General features: G+C 54.8%; 17 protein-coding genes and 1 pseudogene. 3 read left to right on the top strand and 15 right to left on the bottom strand.

The features are described from left to right. Positions 1-162: 162 nt before the first annotated feature. The gene (gene nhoA / locus ACRCWW_RS01100; protein WP_438680742.1) at positions 163-1,008 is read right to left on the bottom strand and encodes an N-hydroxyarylamine O-acetyltransferase; all 846 of its coding nucleotides are present in this window, start codon (positions 1,006-1,008) and stop codon (positions 163-165) included. Between the two features lie 151 nt (positions 1,009-1,159). Here nhoA and ACRCWW_RS01095 point away from each other — a divergent pair, with 151 nt between their 5' ends. Further along, complete coding sequence (locus tag ACRCWW_RS01095) at positions 1,160-1,732, top strand: flavin reductase family protein (protein ID WP_438680741.1); 573 nt, start codon at positions 1,160-1,162, stop codon at positions 1,730-1,732. A gap of 65 nt (positions 1,733-1,797) precedes the next feature. On the opposite strand, the gene ACRCWW_RS01090 is transcribed toward ACRCWW_RS01095, so the two are convergent. Beyond that, a complete protein-coding gene (locus ACRCWW_RS01090) occupies positions 1,798-2,574 on the bottom strand; it encodes an SDR family NAD(P)-dependent oxidoreductase (RefSeq protein WP_438680740.1) in 777 nt (258 codons plus the stop codon). A 155-nt stretch (positions 2,575-2,729) separates the two neighbouring features. Here ACRCWW_RS01090 and ACRCWW_RS01085 point away from each other — a divergent pair, with 155 nt between their 5' ends. Beyond that, the gene (locus tag ACRCWW_RS01085) at positions 2,730-3,647 is read left to right on the top strand and encodes a LysR substrate-binding domain-containing protein (protein WP_438680739.1); all 918 of its coding nucleotides are present in this window, start codon (positions 2,730-2,732) and stop codon (positions 3,645-3,647) included. 91 nt (positions 3,648-3,738) lie between these two features. Here ACRCWW_RS01085 and ACRCWW_RS01080 read toward each other — a convergent pair whose 3' ends face one another. From ACRCWW_RS01080 to ACRCWW_RS01020, 13 genes and pseudogenes are all read right to left on the bottom strand, one after another. Further along, positions 3,739-4,224, bottom strand: coding sequence for a M15 family metallopeptidase (locus ACRCWW_RS01080; RefSeq protein WP_438680738.1), 486 nt, complete (start codon positions 4,222-4,224; stop codon positions 3,739-3,741). A gap of 37 nt (positions 4,225-4,261) precedes the next feature. Further along, positions 4,262-4,660: a hypothetical protein gene (locus tag ACRCWW_RS01075; protein WP_438680737.1), complete on the bottom strand. Its 399-nt coding sequence runs from the start codon at positions 4,658-4,660 to the stop codon at positions 4,262-4,264. 67 nt (positions 4,661-4,727) lie between these two features. Then, positions 4,728-5,540: a hypothetical protein gene (locus tag ACRCWW_RS01070; RefSeq protein WP_438680736.1), complete on the bottom strand. Its 813-nt coding sequence runs from the start codon at positions 5,538-5,540 to the stop codon at positions 4,728-4,730. A 213-nt stretch (positions 5,541-5,753) separates the two neighbouring features. Then, positions 5,754-5,984, bottom strand: coding sequence for a tautomerase PptA (gene pptA / locus ACRCWW_RS01065; protein WP_438680735.1), 231 nt, complete (start codon positions 5,982-5,984; stop codon positions 5,754-5,756). Between the two features lie 47 nt (positions 5,985-6,031). Further along, positions 6,032-6,664, bottom strand: coding sequence for a glutathione S-transferase family protein (locus ACRCWW_RS01060; RefSeq protein WP_438680734.1), 633 nt, complete (start codon positions 6,662-6,664; stop codon positions 6,032-6,034). Between the two features lie 76 nt (positions 6,665-6,740). After that, complete coding sequence (locus ACRCWW_RS01055) at positions 6,741-7,637, bottom strand: ABC transporter substrate-binding protein (RefSeq protein ID WP_438680733.1); 897 nt, start codon at positions 7,635-7,637, stop codon at positions 6,741-6,743. Beyond that, the gene (locus ACRCWW_RS01050) at positions 7,634-8,410 is read right to left on the bottom strand and encodes an amino acid ABC transporter ATP-binding protein (RefSeq protein WP_438680732.1); all 777 of its coding nucleotides are present in this window, start codon (positions 8,408-8,410) and stop codon (positions 7,634-7,636) included. The genes ACRCWW_RS01055 and ACRCWW_RS01050 overlap by 4 nt, the downstream gene beginning before the upstream one ends. Next, a complete protein-coding gene (locus ACRCWW_RS01045; protein ID WP_438680731.1) occupies positions 8,394-9,323 on the bottom strand; it encodes an amino acid ABC transporter permease in 930 nt (309 codons plus the stop codon). The genes ACRCWW_RS01050 and ACRCWW_RS01045 overlap by 17 nt, the downstream gene beginning before the upstream one ends. A 9-nt stretch (positions 9,324-9,332) precedes the next feature. After that, the gene (locus ACRCWW_RS01040) at positions 9,333-9,842 is read right to left on the bottom strand and encodes a GNAT family N-acetyltransferase (RefSeq protein ID WP_438680730.1); all 510 of its coding nucleotides are present in this window, start codon (positions 9,840-9,842) and stop codon (positions 9,333-9,335) included. A 9-nt stretch (positions 9,843-9,851) separates the two neighbouring features. Further along, positions 9,852-12,112, bottom strand: a pseudogene (locus ACRCWW_RS01035) (NtaA/DmoA family FMN-dependent monooxygenase). 42 nt (positions 12,113-12,154) lie between these two features. Further along, positions 12,155-13,276, bottom strand: coding sequence for a M20 peptidase aminoacylase family protein (locus ACRCWW_RS01030; protein ID WP_438680729.1), 1,122 nt, complete (start codon positions 13,274-13,276; stop codon positions 12,155-12,157). Further along, positions 13,273-14,274 carry an MsnO8 family LLM class oxidoreductase gene (locus tag ACRCWW_RS01025; RefSeq protein ID WP_438680728.1) on the bottom strand — a complete coding sequence of 334 codons (1,002 nt, stop codon included), beginning with the start codon at positions 14,272-14,274 and terminating at the stop codon, positions 13,273-13,275. Before ACRCWW_RS01025 ends, ACRCWW_RS01030 begins: the two co-directional genes overlap by 4 nt. 98 nt (positions 14,275-14,372) lie before the next feature. Continuing rightward, complete coding sequence (locus ACRCWW_RS01020) at positions 14,373-14,918, bottom strand: adenylate kinase (protein WP_438680727.1); 546 nt, start codon at positions 14,916-14,918, stop codon at positions 14,373-14,375. Between the two features lie 449 nt (positions 14,919-15,367). Between ACRCWW_RS01020 and ansP the strand changes: the two genes are divergently transcribed. After that, the gene (gene ansP / locus ACRCWW_RS01015) at positions 15,368-16,861 is read left to right on the top strand and encodes an L-asparagine permease (RefSeq protein ID WP_438680726.1); all 1,494 of its coding nucleotides are present in this window, start codon (positions 15,368-15,370) and stop codon (positions 16,859-16,861) included. Positions 16,862-16,918: the final 57 nt, after the last annotated feature.

Here is a 16,918-nt window from a genome sequence, read left to right as displayed (position 1 = left end):
TGGAGAAGTGCAGTCCGGCGCGAATTATCTACGCCACAGATTTGAGAATCTAAGGTCAGGTACGGCGTCCGGACTGCAGGCAGAAAGAACTGGCCGGCTCTTTCTGCACGTGGGGGATAATACAAGGTCGGGTCAGGCGTTAGCCGCCACCCGACAATGACATTATTTCCCCGCTTCCGGATGCGTATCAAACGCCGCCATTACCGCCGCTAAATCCGCTAACGTAAACCCGTTTTTCGGGTCGTCCACGCCCTCCCCGAACCTGTCCTGCAACAACAGATACAGGCTCTCCACGTCCGGCAGATGAAGGTTCTCCACCACATGGCCGTCCTGCTGATGAGTGAAATGGAAGTTAGTGAGCGTCAGTTTTCCTCCGTCCGGCAGATGACGGCACATCAGCAGATGGTGACGAAAATGCGACTGCGGCCAGTGGGCCGACCAGAAATTGCCCATCACGTGATCGGCCGTGAATTGCGGCACCAGATCGAAAACGTACATCGACTGCCAGCGATCGTGATGACGGAACTGTAGCGTCCAGTCGTTGCCTTCATTAAACAGACGATAGACGCCGTGGGGCGTGGTTTGCTCGCTATCCGCCTGAAGACGAATTGGTGCGGTCAGCGTTTGCCCGCCGAAACCCACGTCAGCAATCCAGCGTTCGCCTTTCAGTTCCACAAGCAGCAAACGATGCGTGCGCGGTGGCATCTGCGAGGGATTCGCCAAAATCACCCGGCCGAGCACGCTACGAACGTTAAAGCCAATCTCGCGGAGCGCACGTTCGAACAGCCCATTTTGCTCGAAGCAATACCCGCCGCGTCGGGCGGAAATCAGCTTATCTTCCAGCGACTGATCGTCGAGCTGAATTTCCCGGGGCAGCAACACGTCCAGATTTTCAAACGGAATAGTACAGTTGTGCTGCAGGTGCAGCGCACGCAAAGTTTCGATGGAAACAACGGCGTGTTCCGTCCAGTTAAGACGAGCGAAATAGGCAGTTAAAAATGGGCTCATGCGGCCTCCTTGCATCAGATATAGTGTGTTTATAACGTATTTTTTTCGCCGCAAAGGCGTTTTTGTGCGGTGACTTTTTCCGTTTGTGCGCGAGCGCTGTTTTCCGCTCGCGGAACACGATTTAATGCAGCAAACCGTCAGGAGAATTGCTATGAGCCGATTTCGTCCCGTTGAATTAAAACATGCCAGCCGTTTGCTCAATCACGGCCCGACCATTCTCATCACCAGCTATGACGAAACCCTCGACAGACGCAACGTAATGGCCGCCGCCTGGTCGATGCCGGTCGAGTTCGAACCGCCAAGAATTGCGATTGTGGTGGATAAAAGCGCCTGGTCGCGGGAGCTCATTGAGCGCAGCGGTCGCTTTGGGATTGTGATCCCGGGTGTGGACGCCGCCAACTGGACTTACGCCGTGGGCAGCGTGACGGGACGTGATGAAGATAAATTCAACTGCTACGGCATTCCTGCCGTGCGTGGCCCGGTGCTGGGGTTGCCGGTGATTGAAGAAAAATGCCTGGCGTGGATGGAATGCCGCCTGCTGCCCGCCACCGCCGCACAAGAAAAATACGACACGTTGTTCGGCGAAGTGGTGGCAGCCGCAGCCGATGAGCAGGCGTTTGTCGAAGGGCGCTGGCAATTCAACGGCGATCGTCGCAATACGCTGCATCATCTCGGCGCTGGCACGTTTGTCACCAGCGGTAAAATGGTCAAAGCGGCAGAGTAAGACAGGTGCAGCCTGATGCTCTCACCCCGACCCTCTCCCGAAAGGGAGAGGGAGCAAGTTTACGTTTAAGCGTTCCTGCCCGCCATTACGCCACCATCCACATCCCAGACAGCACCTGTGACCCAACCAGCTTTGTCGGACAGCAGGAAGACAACGGCTTCGGCAACGTCCGCTGGCGTTCCCACGCGACCAATTGGGTGGAAACTGTCGAAGCTGCTCATCACTCCTTTCACTTCGTCTTTCGGGATAAAGCCTTCATAAATCGGCGTGTGAACCACTGCCGGTGATACCGCATTCACGCGAATACCTTTTTCACCCAGCTCGATGGCCAAATTTTTGGTCAGCGCGTGTAAGCCCGCTTTCGCCATCGAGTACGCCGAGGATGGTGTTGCGCCGATCGCCTGTTGCGCCCACATCGAACCGATATTCACAATCGAACCCTGAATGCCGTTGGCAACCATGTTGCGCACCACATCGCGGGTGATAAAGAAGCTGGCACGGTTGATGCTCATGTACATGTCGTAATCCGCCATCTCGTGCCCGGTAAACGGTTTTGGGAAGAAGACCCCGGCAGCGTTGACTAACATACTGATATCCTGGTGATCGCGGTTCACGGTTTCCATCACTTTACGCATGCCGTCTTCACTCATCAGGTCAGCGAGAATGATGTCCACCTGACCATCCGCAGCCAACGCCTGACGCGCCTGCTCTGCTTTCTCTGCGCGGTTACCCACCAGAACGGCGCTGCCGCCATTTTTCAAAATCAGACGTGCGGTTTCCAGACCCATGCCGCTGGTGCCACCGACAACTAAAAGTTTTTTACATGCAAAGATTGTGTTCATCATAACCTCAGAGTGATTAACGGGCGTTTCGCCTTTCGATGTGGGGCATTCTGCCAGCCTCGCCTTACCATCACGACGCATAAGAAATCCGTCATCAGAAAAGAAAAACTATCTCGTCTGAAGTACACTTAGCCGGAAATAACCCGGAGAACATCATGCGCTCACTAAACAGACTAAAATGGCTGCACGCATTTGAAGCCACCGCTCGCCACGGGAGTTTTACCGGTGCGGCAGAGGAACTGGGCGTCACGCCTGCGGCGGTCGGGCAACTGGTTCGGGCACTGGAAGAATGGGTCGGACGCCCTTTGTTTGAACGTACGCGTTCAGGTAAATCGCGTATGACGCTGGTCGCCAGCGCGCAGGAAGCCCTACAGGACATCACGCTTGGGCTGGATAGTCTTGAAGCTGGTCTCAACAAACTACGCGGTCGTCAGGCGCGCGCGGCTATAGTGCTCACCGCTTCGCAGGTTCTGTTGATGAACTGGCTAATGGAGCGCCTGAGCCGCTTTGCTGAGCAACATGAAAGCATCGATCTTCGACTGGATGTGACAGAAAAGCTGATGGACGTGGAACACGAAGCTGCGGATATCGGTATTCGCTGTGGGCCGGGCGACTGGCCCGGTTTAAGCAAAACCTGGCTGATGGATGAAGAAGCGATCCTGGTGTGCAGCCCGCGACTGCTGGCGGAGAACATCGCGCCGACGGCGGACTGGCTGTGCCAGCAAAAGCTGATTACCGATGATACGCCACATCCTGGGGCAAACTTCCCTGGCTGGAAGAAAATCCTCACTACCCTTGGCGCGTGTACGGATAACCTGAGCGGCTTACATATCAATTCAACCTCGGCGGTGATCCTCGCTGCATTAACAGGACGCGGAATAGCCGTGGTTCGCCGCGCCCTGGTAGCACAACTGATCGCCACCGGGCAGTTACGCCAGCTGTTTGCAGAGCAAGCCTGGCCGCTCAGCTGGTCGTATTTTATCGTCACTTCTCCTCATGCGCGCCAACGGTCAGAAGTGAAGATTTTCCATGACTGGCTGGTGGAAGATGTTGCGCGTCATAGTGAGAAATAAAGATAGCCATTCCCACCTGCCGCTTATCAGTCAGAGAGGCAGATGGGAAATCATGCAAGCGCCCGTAATAGTGACTCTGCCACGTCAGGCTTTAAAGGTCCTGGTAAGGATCATACTGTTCGTCAGGATACCATTGGCCTGAGAAGAGCAACGCCTGACGGCCAATGGTACAGCGCTGTACATGGTCATCGTCGATAAAGGTATGCTTGATTGTCGGGGTGCCCCAGTCGCCGCCCCAAATCATTTTATTGTGCCACGCCAGTTGGCCTAACAAAGTGAAATCCCCTTTCCATGAGGGTTCACCGTTAATACTTTTCACTATATCGCAGGCTAAACCATAATGATGAACGCCAACTTTCTGAAGTTTGGTCGCCCCCTGCTCATAAAGCAGCGCCTGCCGGTCCTGGCTCCGATAGGTTTCGAAAACCATCAATTCAAGACCATTGAGCTTAGCCTGTTCAATAATGCTCAGAACTATTTTTCGGGTAACGGGTTCAAGAAGCAAAATATCAGAGATACGATCTTTGCTTTTGAAACGTTTATCACTCTTAATTGTATCGGTATAGAAATTTCCCATAACCGGCCTCACTTTACAGTAAATCGTGAATGAAAATTCATTTTCCAATTGATGAGATTTTATTAAAAATATAAGGAGCAAACAGCGTCCCGCCAAACATCAGATATTTCCCAGCGCTCTCCAGATTACTGCCAATATGTGAAGGATCATTGAATAAGGCATAGATAACGTAGTAGCCCGTGCCAACAAAAATGATCGCAATGATCACCATCCCGACAAACGCAATCAGGCGGCTTGAGCTGGCAAAGGGTTTAGGCAGTATGACTGGTGCTGCTGGTGCTGCTGGCTCAGGAGGCAGTGGCGGTTCCGATAAGGCATCCGTCAATGACCAACCCTGTTCCTTTAACAGTGAGAAAACTTGCCGAAAGACGACAATGTAAGCCAGCGTCATAATGATATAAATAAAAATCAATACAGGCTCTTTAGACCAGTCCATAACAGACCTCGGATAGGTGATTTTTGATTAAGACATAAAGATGACTACCATAAAGCTCCTTACCTTTTTATTGTTCCTCACTAATCTGAACGTTTTTATTTGAGGGGGAAATTTTGCAAAGCCCAACATCTGCAGAAATTTTATTGACGACGGCAAGTCGCTCTGTATTATCTGGCATTCTTATATAACTACGAAAATTTTGATTGCCACCAGATGCAGGTGGTTTACTTGCCAGCAGCTTATTGGCAGCATTTTTCTGCGTCAGAAACTGTGAGACGGCGCCAAGATCGGGAGCAACAACGCTGACGGTGGTTTGCTGTTTTTCAAGCTCAAACTCGAGATCGTTTAATACTCCCCCGATGTACGGTCGCAATGTTCCTGCTATCACATTGTCGCTATCGCTCACAATCAATAATTGTTCCTTTCCAGTGAGTTCGGTCATCGCCTTATAAATACAATTAAGCTTTGCTCTGGTGACATTATAATTAAGCATCTGGACATCATAATTGTATCGCTGAGACAGCGTGCTTCCGCCGATTGCCACCCCGCCGCTATACAGTGCGGTGGTCAGTGCACCACTTGCGGCAGCAATAACCGAGGTTAAACCGCCGAGGAACCCAATATCGCTAAGCGCGTATTTCTGATTGGATAGCTTAACGACTTTCTCTTTTATTTTTAAATCAACAAGTTTAACTTCGGCTGTTAGCCTTTCATATTCACTGATGCCCGCGGCATTATCAATCTCAATATTACCGCTATTTTCAGAGTTTTTATCAATGCGGGCCAACCCTTTAACTAAAGGAAAATCAGGTGTGGCCGTTGGGTACGGATTAGTACATGAAGCAGTCAATAAACACACAGCAATCAATGCCAGTCGCATATATGCACCTCTTACAATCCGCACGAAAGCAGCACGCATTGATACTCCCAAAATACGCGAAGAGAGAACGTCAAGTCAGAGAGATATCTACCACTCAGTTCATTTACATTATCAGAGAATTAAAAAGTAAGATCTGTCACCATAAAGAATGATTTTTACCCGGCAGAAAAAAGCCCGCGATCGGCGGGCTTCAGAATAATTCAGGCTTCGACGTCACATACTGTAACCGGGCTTCTTGATTAGCTCGTCCAGATTGGGCGCGATTTCGGTATCCCAGACCTGAGTCTTCCACTCATCCTGTTGCACCTGATTCAGTGCAACGCTGATCGCACCATCTTTGCTGCCTAAATGACGTGTGATGGCGGCGGCGATGTCAGCCGCCAGGGCATCTTTTTGTTCGTCGTTCAGTTCGCGCGGAAAGCATTTGATATCTACGTGTGGCATAGCAGTCTCCTTATTGTCTGCCCTAAAGCTATCATCTTCTGCCGGGGCTAATTAGCGATTTGTGCAGTTATCACGTTGTTTTCCAACAACACTTTTTGCAGCGCTGGAAGCTGCGCAATGTTATCTGCGATGGCGCTAAGGCGAGGCGTATTTTCTGCAAACCACGCGGCTCGTGGCCCCCAGGTTCGCATTACGACGATATAGGCATCCAGTAGTGTGACAGTGTCACCTAAAGCATATGGCCCGACCAACTGCCGATCCAGCCATTGATACAAGGTTTTACGGTAAGCAATACACGCGTTTTGAAGCTGTTCTGGCGCATCTGGCACGAAACGCTCCGGGTAATCCGCGTAGGTGAACGTGGGGTAGACATTGGCGACCAGCCATATCAATAAACGCTGAAACAAAAGACGCTGTGGTGTTCCCACTGCGGGTGCCAGTTTTTGCTGCTTATCGAGGATCATCAGCGCAACTGCGGCGCTTTCCGTCATGATTGTGCCATCGTCAAGCCGCAGCGTCGGCACCTGACACAGCGGATTGATTTGCATCAGCACATCACGCTGCGGACCCGGGCTGTCGAACCCTTCGACATCGACAAAATGGTATGGCATCTCCGCCATTGTCAGCATCACCTCGCTGATGGCCGAGCCCCAACCCGGTACGCCATAGACCGTCAACATAGCGTCACTCCGATTCATCGCAAAAACAAAAGTATGGTCCATAAAGTCCGGATGCGATGACTCCCCCAGCGAACGTTCAGTAGGTAATTCCCGGCGGATTCACTTCAGACTCCGCCACGCCTTCTCCCTCTTCTCCCCAGCGGGCGAGAATTTTTTGCACTTCTCCCCGCTGAATTGCCCCATTAAGCGCCGCCTGAAGGGCGTACACCAGCTCGTTGCCTTTTTTGGTGGTGGTGGCGACAAACGCTTTTTTCGGGCCAAGGCCGACCACTTTGGTTTTGCCACTCAACGCCGCTTTATAGGCTGAAACAGACTGCGGCCCGAAGAAAACATCCGCCCTGCCGGACTGAATATAGAGGTTGCCGGAAGCATCATCTGTCAGATAGACAGGTAACGCTGGCTCACGCCCCGCCTGTTTGTTTTCCTCATTCCAGCCAAGCAGGATGCGCTCCTGATTGGTGCCTGAACCGACGATCACTTTTTTACCGGACAAATCCGCAGGGCCATTTATCGCCTGAACAGGGCTGTCGGCCTTCACGGAGAAGGCCAGCGAATCCACGCGGTAGGTCGCAAAATCAAATTTCTGTTTGCGCTGTTCGGTCACGGCAATGTTCACCAGCGCCACATCGTAGCGCCCGGAAGTGATCCCGAGCGGCCAGTCTTCCCACGCGGTCGGCACCAGTTTCAGCTTTAACCCCAAACTGCCTGCCAGCAGCCGCGCAATATCCGGATCGCTGCCAATGCGTGTGCGGTTATCACTGGCAACCAGCGCCAGTGGCGGTGAGTTAAGCGCGGAAATGGCGACGGTCAGCGTGCCAGGCTCCACAAACTTGTAATGGGCCGGGATCTTCGCAATAGCCTGTTCATCGCGCGTCACCGGCAGCGGCTGTTCGTTGGCTTTCAAATCAATGCGCCCTTGGGCAAAGGTTGCGCTGGCACACAGTAACAGGCTGAGACTCGTCCATTTCGTCATGACAATACCTTCGATAAAAACTGGCGCGTGCGAGGGTGCTGCGGGTGATTGAGCACTTCGTCACTGTCGCCCTGCTCCACAATTTTGCCGTCCACCATAAACACCACCTGGTCGGCCACTTCACGAGCAAAACCAATCTCATGCGTCACGACAACCAGCGTGGTGCCTGAACGCGCCAGCGCTTTGATAACATCCAGCACTTCGCCGACTAACTCAGGATCTAACGCCGAAGTCGGCTCATCAAACAGCATGACTCGCGGGCTTAGCGCTAAGGCACGGGCAATGGCGATTCGCTGTTGCTGGCCGCCAGACAAGTGACGCGACCATGAATCGGCCTTATTACGTAAACCCACCACATCCAGCAGCTGATAAGCCCGTTCAATCGCCTGTTTACGGCTGAGTTGACGGTGGGCAATCGGCGCCTCAATCAGGTTCTCAAGCACCGTCAGATGCGGAAACAAATTGAAGTTCTGAAACACGTAACCCACGTTGACGCGCTGGCGCAGGATGTCTTTTTCTTTCAGTTCATACAGCTTGTCGCCCTGGCGGCGATAGCCGATGTAGTCACCGTCAATCTGAATAAACCCTTCATCGACGCGCTCGAGGTGGTTAATCGCCCGCAGCAAGGTCGATTTTCCGGAACCTGACGGGCCTAAAATCACCGTGACGGTGCCCGGTGGAATTTCCAGCGAGACGTTATCCAGCGCCTTGTGGCGACCAAAATATTTGCTGACGCCGGTAATCGAAATGTGGCCTTCAGGAGAGGTGTGCATGGACGGGCTCCTGCGTTGCGGTGGATGAGGTTGTGACCGAGGCAGCGACACGGCTACGGGTAGTATTGATGGCGGAACGCCGTTCGCTACGGGCCAGCGCTCGTTCAACCAGGTATTGAATCGCGGAGAGGAAGCTGGTGATCACCAGATACCAGACCGCGCCCACCATCAGCAGCGGGATCACTTCCTGAGTGCGGTTGTAAATCATCTGGATGGTGTAGAACAGCTCCGGCATTGCCAGCACGTACACCATCGCCGTGCCCTTCGCCAGACTGATGATTTCGTTAAACCCGGACGGCAAAATGGTGCGCAATGCCTGCGGCAGAATGATACGTAACGTGCGACGCCACGCGGGCAATCCCAGAGCAGCCGCCGCCTCATACTGCCCGTGATCGACGCCGAGGAACCCGCCGCGAATAATTTCTGCGGTGTAGGCGCTCTGTACCAGAGTCAGCCCTACCACGGCGGTAGAAAATTGCCCGAGCACGTTGATGGTCTGGTAGCTCGCCCATTCCACGCCGGTGAACGGAATGCCGATTGAGAGCGTGTCGTACAGGTAGGAGAAGTTGTAGAGCACAATCAGTACTACTATCAGCGGCAGCGAGCGGAACAGCCAGATGTAGGCCCACGCAAGGCTTCGCAGCAGCCAGGAGGCTGACAGCCGTGAAAGCGCCAGAACGCCGCCAAAAATGACGCTGAGCACCGTGCCCAGCAGGGTTAACAACAGCGTTTGCCCTAACCCTTCGAGGATCACCGGGTCAAAGAACCAGCGAGCGAACACGCCCCATTCCCAGCGCGGGTTAAACGCGACTGATTGCACCACGATCGCCAGAATGAGCAACGCGACACCCGCGCCAACGATCCGCAGCGGGTAACGTGCGGGAACCACCTTGATGCTTTCTTGCGTTTTCATCGTCACTCCTCAGGCACTTTTGCTCAGGGCAGTTACCGCCAGCGTTTTGCTAAATCGCAGCCGACCATCGAACGGCGGGCGGCTGTACTCTTCCGGATCGCGCGTTAAATCGAACTGCGGTTGATAGCCCTGGCTCAGGTACAGGCGCACGGCTTCCGGCTGACGAAAGCCGGTGGTGAGGTACATGTTGCTGTACCCGGCGAGCAGCGCACGCCGCTCCAGCTCTGCCACCACTCGCCCGGCGAGGCCCTGCTGACGCAGGGTTTTGTCGGTCCAGATGCGTTTGATTTCCGCCGTCTGCTCGTCATACGGTTTGTAAGCACCCGTGGCGATAATCACCCCGTCGCGCTCCAGCACGATGAACAGCCCAAGCGGTGGCAGATACCATTCCGTCAGCTCAACCTCTGCATCACGGGAAAAATAGTCGCCATATCGGGCGGCATATTCGGCAAACAGTCCGCTCAGAATCGGCTGTAATTCAGCGTCTTCCGGGGAAACATCACGAAAACGTTCGTTCATTTAACCCCCTTAATCGCCAAGCCCGGCAGGATTGAGCTCGGACTGCGGAATACGCTCCACGCCTTCGCCCCAGCGATTGAGCACTTTGTCGTAATCGCCATTTTTGATGACGCCATTGAGCGCGGTTTGCACCGGCTCAGCCAGCCCGCTGCCTTTTTTCAGCGTCACGGCAATGTGCGCCGCTTTCGGCCAGCCGCCGTCCACGCTGCCGACGAGCTTCGTTTTCCCGTTCAGGGCAGCTTTCCATGCGCCAATCACGTTCGGGCCAAAGTAGGCATCAGCGCGCCCGGATTGCAGCGCCAGCGTCTGCGCCGCATCATCTTTGGTGTAGACCGGCGTGAACGGCTTCAGGCCTTTTTTGAGGTTTTCCGCATTCCACGCAAGCAGGATCGCTTCCTGATTGGTGCCGGAGCCGACGATAATCTTCAGCCCGGCGATATCCTCTGCGGTTTCCAACTTTTTAATCGGGCTATCGGCTTTGACGTAAAAGCCCAGTGAGTCTTTACGGTAGGTGGCGAAATCGAACTTCTCTTTGCGCTCTTTGGTCACCGTAATATTGCTGATCGCGGCATCATATTTCCCTGAAGCCACGCCGAGCGGCCAGTCCTCCCACGAGGTGACGACCACGTTAAGCTGTAACCCCAGGCTGTCGGCCACCAGTCGGGCGATATCCACTTCGCTGCCGAGCAGCGTTTTGTTGTCGTCAGAGAAGACCGTCAGCGGCGGCTGATTGAGCCCCGCGACGGCCACCGTGAATTTTCCCGGCACTGCGGGGCGAAACTCTTTTGGCAGCTGCGCAATGGCAGACGGATTTTTATCGGTATTGACCGGCGTTTTATTGGCTTCGACGCTGACGCCTGTGCCGTTAATCGTGACGTCGCCAGCTTGCGCCAGCCCGGAAAAAGCCAGCGCGATAGCCAGCAGCAGCGAGGTTTTTTGCATGGTGAAGTCTCTTATTGTTGTGTGAACTGATTAAGCGGAAGCGGAAGCCCCAGGCTTTCACGCAGGGTCGTGCCGGGATACTCGCGACGGAAAAGACCGCGCTGTTGAAGTACCGGAACGACATGCTCAACAAAGCGTGGGAAGGTATCTGGCGTACCGCCCTGAATGATGAAGCCGTCTGCGGCGTGGCTTTCGAACCAGTGTTGCAGGCCATCTGCCACCTGTTCAGGCGTGCCAGAAAATCGCGGTCGTGGGCTTGCCGCTTCCAGCGCCGCCTGGCGCAGCGTCAACCCACGTTCGCGGGCATTGCGTTTGATTTCATCGGTGGTACTGCGAAAACTGTTTTGCCCTAATGTGCCGAGTTCCGGGAAAGGCTCATCCAGCGGGTACTGGCTAAAATCGTGGTGCTCGAAATAGCGGCCCAGGTAGTTCAGCGCATCTTCAATGGAGACCAGCGCGGCGGTCGTCTGGTATTGCTGCTCCACATCTTCGGCATCGTCACCCACTATCACGCTTACGCCCTGGAAAATATGCAGCTCGTCGGCCCGGCGACCGTGAATTTCCGTCTGACTTTTCACATCACGATAAAAGGCCTTAGCTTCTTCCAGAGAGTCGTGGTGGGTGAAAATAGCGTCCGCGTGGGTGGCGGCCAGTTTTTTTCCGTCGTCGGAAGCGCCGGCCTGGAAAATAATCGGTCGCCCCTGTGGGGTGCGGCCAATATTCAGTGGCCCGGCGACCTGGAAGAAATCTCCGTGGTGATCCAGGGTGTGTAATTTAGCGGCGTCGAAGAATTGCCCGCTGGCTTTATTACGCACAAAGGCATCGCCCTCCCAGGAATCCCACAGCCCTTTCACGACCTGCAAATATTCATCGGCGATCCTGTAGCGCAATGAATGATCGGGATGTTGTGCGCGTGAGAAGTTCTTCGCCGAGCCTTCAAGCGGCGAGGTCACGACGTTCCAGCCTGCGCGGCCATTGCTGAGGTGATCAAGGCTGGCAAACTGGCGGGCGGTGATAAAGGGTTCGCTGTAGGACGTGGAGAGCGTACCAACCAGCCCCAGATTATGGGTGACGCTTGCCAGCGCGGATAATACCGTCAGCGGCTCGAAGCGGTTTAAAAAATGCGGGATCGATTTTTCGTTGATATATAAGCCGTCGGCCACAAATATAAAATCGAGTTTCCCTTCCTCGGCTTTTAAAGCGGTCTGTTTCACAAACTCAAAATTAATACTGGCATCCGCCAGCGCCGCAGGATGACGCCAGGCTGACATATTTCCGGACGCACCATGCAATATCGTGCCTAAGCGCAATTGCCGTTCTGTAGACATAATCACCCCTTACCCTGTCGGTAATCGTTTATTCGTGTGCGATCAAATGGTGTGTAAGGCTTTTTCCGCCAGCGCCGCAAAATAACGTGCCGCCGGGCCGATCAGTGCTTCATCCGGATTAAAGGCCGGATGGTGTAAGCCAAATTCGCTGGCGCTGCCAATACTGACAAACGCGCCGGGGATCTGCTGCAAATAGACCGCAAAGTCTTCCCCGCCCATATGCAAATCGGCATGGCTTGTGCGATAGCCATTTTCTGCGGCGACTTCTGTTGCGAAGTCGGCCCAGTGTGGCGTATTGACCAGTGCGGTCGGCCCGGCGTACCAGATAACGTCAATCTGTGCGTTAAAGGCGCTGGCAAACCCTGCCGCCAGTTCACTCACCCGCGCTTTGACCTGCTGCTGCACTTCACTGCGATGCGTGCGCAGCGTGCCTTCCAGCTCGACGTGTTCCGGAAGAACGTTCCAGGTATTGCCTCCCTGAATGCGAGTGACGCTTAATACCACTGAATCCAGCGTATTCACATCGCGGCTGGCGACGCTTTGCAACGCGCTCACCAGCTGACTCGCCAGTAAAATCGCGTCTTTCCCTTCATGAGGGCGGGCTGCGTGGGCACCCTTTCCGTGCACTCGCACGACGAAGCGATCCACGTTGGCGTAAAACGCGCCGCCGCGAGTGGCAAAGGCGCCCACTGGCAGCCCAGGTTCGTTATGCATGCCGAAGATAGCCGACACGCCTTCCAGCGCTCCGGCGCGGATCAGCGTTTTCGCCCCTCCAAAGCTCTCTTCCGCTGGCTGGAACAGAATGCGCACGCGTCCGTTCAGCTCGGCTTCCCTTTGCTTAAGCAGCAGTGCTGCGCCGAGCATCACGCTGGTGTGAATGTCGTGTCCGCAGGCGTGCATCACACCACTGTTTTGCGAGCGAAAAGCCACCTCGGCGGTCTCTTCTATCGGCAGCGCGTCGATATCGGCTCGCAGGGCAATCAGCTTTTCGCCTTGCCCAATCTCCGCCACCACGCCGGTTTTCAGCGCGTAGGGCAACAATGACAAGCCTGCCGTTTGCAGCCAGTCGCGAATGCGTGCCGTTGTAGCAACTTCCTGCAATGAAAGCTCCGGAAACTGGTGCAGTTCACGCCGCCACTGGATCAGCTGTTGATCGAAACTCATGACAGCACCTCCGCACGGTTCAACGCTTGTGCCAGCAGGCGCAGTGACGCCAGTCGGGCATTTCCCTCAGCCACCGGCGTGTCGATAATAAATTCATTCACCCCGTAAGACTGATGCAACGCATCAAGCTGAGCGCGAACCTGCAAGGCTGTTCCGGCAATCAGCGACGTTTCACGGCGCACAATTTCCACCGCCGGGCTGCCCGCCTGGTGAGCAAAGGCTTCGGCCTGTTGCTGACTGGCAACCGAAACGCGCTGGCCGTTTTCCAGCCGTACGCCCCAGACTTCAACGGCTGAAGCCAGTTTTGCCGCCTGAGCAGCGTCTTCAGCCACAATGACCTGCACCGCAACCAGCACGTCGCGACGGCTGATTGAACGCCAGCGCTGGGTGACTTCGCGAAGCAGGTTTTTATCACCGTTTAGGTGTGCCGCGAACACGAAGTTCCAGTCCAGTTGTGCGGCCAGTTCGGCACTTTCGAGGCTTGCCCCCAGCAAAAAAACTTCCGGGCGCTGAGGCGGGATGGGTGTTGGCAACACGGTGTCTGGGTTGTCGGTGCGGGTTTGTGCCAGCCAGTGGTCAAGCTGCGTGAGCTGATCGGCAAAGGTGCCCTTCTCCTGAGCATTCACGCCCTGCTGCAAAGCGCGAGTAGAGAGCGGTAATCCCCCCGGCGCTTTGCCGACGCCTAAATCAACGCGACCCGGCGCGAGTGATGCCAGCAGATTAAAGTTTTCCGCCACTTTGTAAGGGCTGTAATGCTGGAGCATCACGCCACCGGACCCAATACGAATGCGGCGGGTTTGCCCCAGCAGCCAGCTAATCACCACTTCCGGCGAGGGGCTCGCCAGCTGCTGAGTATTGTGATGCTCGGCTATCCATAAGCGGTGATACCCCCACGCCTCCGCCTGTTGCGCCAGCGTTAATGTACGCGCCAGGGCCTGAGACGCGGTTTCACCGTCGGCCAGTGGGCTTTTATCCAGAATACTGATTCGATAAGACATGTCGCAGGCTCATTGTCAGGAACATGCCTGCATTATTAGAAGCGCTTGCGAACGGAGAGAAACAATTTATTTACATTTGCTCTGCACAAAATTAGATATCAAGCCGCCGCCTTTGCGACAAGTGTGGCAATAAATGCTTCGGTTTCTGCCTGATTGCGTAGCCGTACGAAGTGGAGATGGGCGTATTCGGGGTTACGGGTGTCGGTCAGATAGCGCTTTCTGTTCTTATGCCAGGTTTTCAGCGTCCACAGGATGATTGACTCCCGGCTCATAAAGGATCGACGAAAGGATTCGCGATTACCGGTTCCCGGCCAGAGCTCTTTTTGCCTCCATGCCCGGGATAGCGCGCGCGAGAAAGCCTGGCGGAATGTTCGCCAGAAGCCATAATCCACCCAGACGATAACGTCTACGTTCTGCCATTTTATCCGTCTGGTGCGGTTATAATTGCCGTCCAGCACCCACCCCTCGGTTTGCGCGAGGCGGGTTTCCAGCACAGCGAATAGCTCCGCATCCGGCGTGCCTTGCCACTGAGGACGCCAGTAAAGCGTGTCCATTTCAATGTATGGCACGTTTAAGTGAACGGCCAAACGACGTGCCAGCGTCGACTTTCCTGCTCCACTGGTGCCGACGACATTAATTCTCATGGCTGCCTCCTTTTTCATCGGACAAAAACTATAGACCGCAGCGGCAAAAGCGCAATAAGCGATGGCGTCGTAATGTATTCACCTCACCTTCCCACGCTCACGTCCAGCCGGATATTACTCATTCCTGAACATCTTTTTTGCCACCGCTCACCAGGATGGTTCTTGCAACACACTGAAATTTATCTTAAAGCCAGCCAAAGATTTCGCTTTGCCGTAACGGTTCAGGAAGCAGATCTGACCACACGAAAAGGGGCGATCTTCGTCACTCTGCGCGCCTGTAAGTTTTGCGTCGCTTATGATTTGCAGGTAGGATGCTGCGCCATGTTTTGCCTTATCTCTACGTCAGAATGCTGAGAAAGCCAGAACAATGTGCTGCCGCACAATCGTTAACGCTGCGGCATTTTTTGGGCCCCTGATTGGGGTAATGACAGGTTAATCGGGTTATTACAATGAGCACAAAACACAACAGCGCGGCGGAGCATCACGCAGCTAAGCGCCGCTGGCTGAACTCGCATGAGGCGGGTTACAACAAGGCGATGGGCAATCGTCACGTTCAGATGATTGCCATCGGGGGTGCCATCGGCACCGGTCTGTTCCTCGGCGCGGGCGCGCGTTTGCAGATGGCTGGCCCTTCCCTCGCCATCGTCTATCTCGTCTGCGGGATCTTCTCCTTCTTTATTCTTCGTGCGTTGGGCGAACTGGTGTTACACCGCCCATCAAGCGGCAGCTTCGTCTCCTATGCTCGTGAGTTCCTGGGCGAGAAAGCCGCGTTTGTTGCGGGCTGGATGTATTTCGTCAACTGGGCAATGACCGGGATTGTCGATATCACCGCCGTTGCCCTCTATATGCACTACTGGGGGTCGTTTGGCGATGTACCACAGTGGGTGTTTGCCCTTGGCGCACTGGCCATCGTCGGCACCATGAACATGATCGGCGTGAAGTGGTTCGCTGAAATGGAGTTCTGGTTCGCGCTGCTGAAAGTGCTGGCGATTGTCATCTTCCTGGTGGTCGGTACTGTGTTCCTCGGCAGCGGAAAACCGCTGGATGGTGGCGCGACGGGCTTCCATTTAATAACCGACAACGGCGGGTTCTTCCCGCATGGTCTGCTGCCTGCGCTGGTGCTGGTTCAGGGCGTAGTCTTTGCTTTCGCCTCGATCGAACTGGTCGGTACCGCGGCCGGAGAATGTAAAGATCCGCAGACCATGGTGCCAAAAGCCATTAACAGCGTTATCTGGCGTATCGGTCTGTTCTACGTCGGTTCCGTGGTGCTGCTGGTTCTGCTGCTGCCGTGGAATGCCTACCAGGCAGGGCAAAGCCCGTTCGTGACTTTCTTCTCCAAGCTTGGCGTGCCGTATGTCGGCAGCATCATGAACATCGTGGTGCTGACGGCTGCGCTGTCGAGCCTGAACTCTGGCCTGTACAGCACCGGACGCATTCTGCGCTCCATGTCGATGGGCGGTTCTGCGCCGAAGTTCATGTCTAAAATGAGCCGTCAGCACGTGCCCTACGCGGGTATTCTTGCCACGCTGGCGGTGTATGTGGTCGGCGTGTTCCTGAACTATCTGGTGCCTTCTCAGGTGTTTGAGATCGTGCTGAACGTGGCTTCTCTGGGCATTATCGCCTCCTGGGGCTTCATCGTGGTCTGCCAGATGCGCCTGCGTAAGTTCATCAAAGAAGGCAAATGTGCCGATGTCAGCTTCAAGCTGCCGGGTGCACCTGTCACCTCCTGGCTGACGCTGCTGTTCCTGTTGAGCGTGCTGGTGCTGATGGCGTTCGATTACCCGAATGGCACCTACACCATCGCGTCGATTCCGCTGATTGCGGTGCTGCTGATTGCTGGCTGGTTCGGCGTGCGTAAGCGCGTCCACGAGATCCACAGCACGGCACCGTTTCATCACGAAGGCGAGCAGGATCCGGCGTTGGTTGAGAAAACCTCTCAGTAAATGCCCGGCGGCACTGCGTTTGCGCGGGCCTACAAAAATTGTAGGTCTGGTAAGCGA

It is taken from the genome of Scandinavium sp. (assembly GCF_051650185.1).
GTDB lineage: Bacteria > Pseudomonadota > Gammaproteobacteria > Enterobacterales > Enterobacteriaceae > Scandinavium.
Note: the sequence above shows the minus strand (reverse complement) of the source record. Positions and strands in the feature narration are given on the sequence as shown.

Bases quoted from the DNA above. Each gene is read 5' to 3' on its own strand.
- nhoA (WP_438680742.1), bottom strand. From the start codon at position 1,008: ATGAGCCCATTTTTAACTGCCTATTTCGCTCGTCTTAACTGGACGGAA.
- ACRCWW_RS01095 (WP_438680741.1), top strand. From the start codon at position 1,160: ATGAGCCGATTTCGTCCCGTTGAATTAAAACATGCCAGCCGTTTGCTC.
- ACRCWW_RS01090 (WP_438680740.1), bottom strand. From the start codon at position 2,574: ATGAACACAATCTTTGCATGTAAAAAACTTTTAGTTGTCGGTGGCACC.
- ACRCWW_RS01085 (WP_438680739.1), top strand. From the start codon at position 2,730: ATGCGCTCACTAAACAGACTAAAATGGCTGCACGCATTTGAAGCCACC.
- ACRCWW_RS01080 (WP_438680738.1), bottom strand. From the start codon at position 4,224: ATGGGAAATTTCTATACCGATACAATTAAGAGTGATAAACGTTTCAAA.
- ACRCWW_RS01075 (WP_438680737.1), bottom strand. From the start codon at position 4,660: ATGGACTGGTCTAAAGAGCCTGTATTGATTTTTATTTATATCATTATG.
- ACRCWW_RS01070 (WP_438680736.1), bottom strand. From the start codon at position 5,540: ATGCGACTGGCATTGATTGCTGTGTGTTTATTGACTGCTTCATGTACT.
- pptA (WP_438680735.1), bottom strand. From the start codon at position 5,984: ATGCCACACGTAGATATCAAATGCTTTCCGCGCGAACTGAACGACGAA.
- ACRCWW_RS01060 (WP_438680734.1), bottom strand. From the start codon at position 6,664: ATGTTGACGGTCTATGGCGTACCGGGTTGGGGCTCGGCCATCAGCGAG.
- ACRCWW_RS01055 (WP_438680733.1), bottom strand. From the start codon at position 7,637: ATGACGAAATGGACGAGTCTCAGCCTGTTACTGTGTGCCAGCGCAACC.
- ACRCWW_RS01050 (WP_438680732.1), bottom strand. From the start codon at position 8,410: ATGCACACCTCTCCTGAAGGCCACATTTCGATTACCGGCGTCAGCAAA.
- ACRCWW_RS01045 (WP_438680731.1), bottom strand. From the start codon at position 9,323: ATGAAAACGCAAGAAAGCATCAAGGTGGTTCCCGCACGTTACCCGCTG.
- ACRCWW_RS01040 (WP_438680730.1), bottom strand. From the start codon at position 9,842: ATGAACGAACGTTTTCGTGATGTTTCCCCGGAAGACGCTGAATTACAG.
- ACRCWW_RS01030 (WP_438680729.1), bottom strand. From the start codon at position 13,276: ATGAGTTTCGATCAACAGCTGATCCAGTGGCGGCGTGAACTGCACCAG.
- ACRCWW_RS01025 (WP_438680728.1), bottom strand. From the start codon at position 14,274: ATGTCTTATCGAATCAGTATTCTGGATAAAAGCCCACTGGCCGACGGT.
- ACRCWW_RS01020 (WP_438680727.1), bottom strand. From the start codon at position 14,918: ATGAGAATTAATGTCGTCGGCACCAGTGGAGCAGGAAAGTCGACGCTG.
- ansP (WP_438680726.1), top strand. From the start codon at position 15,368: ATGAGCACAAAACACAACAGCGCGGCGGAGCATCACGCAGCTAAGCGC.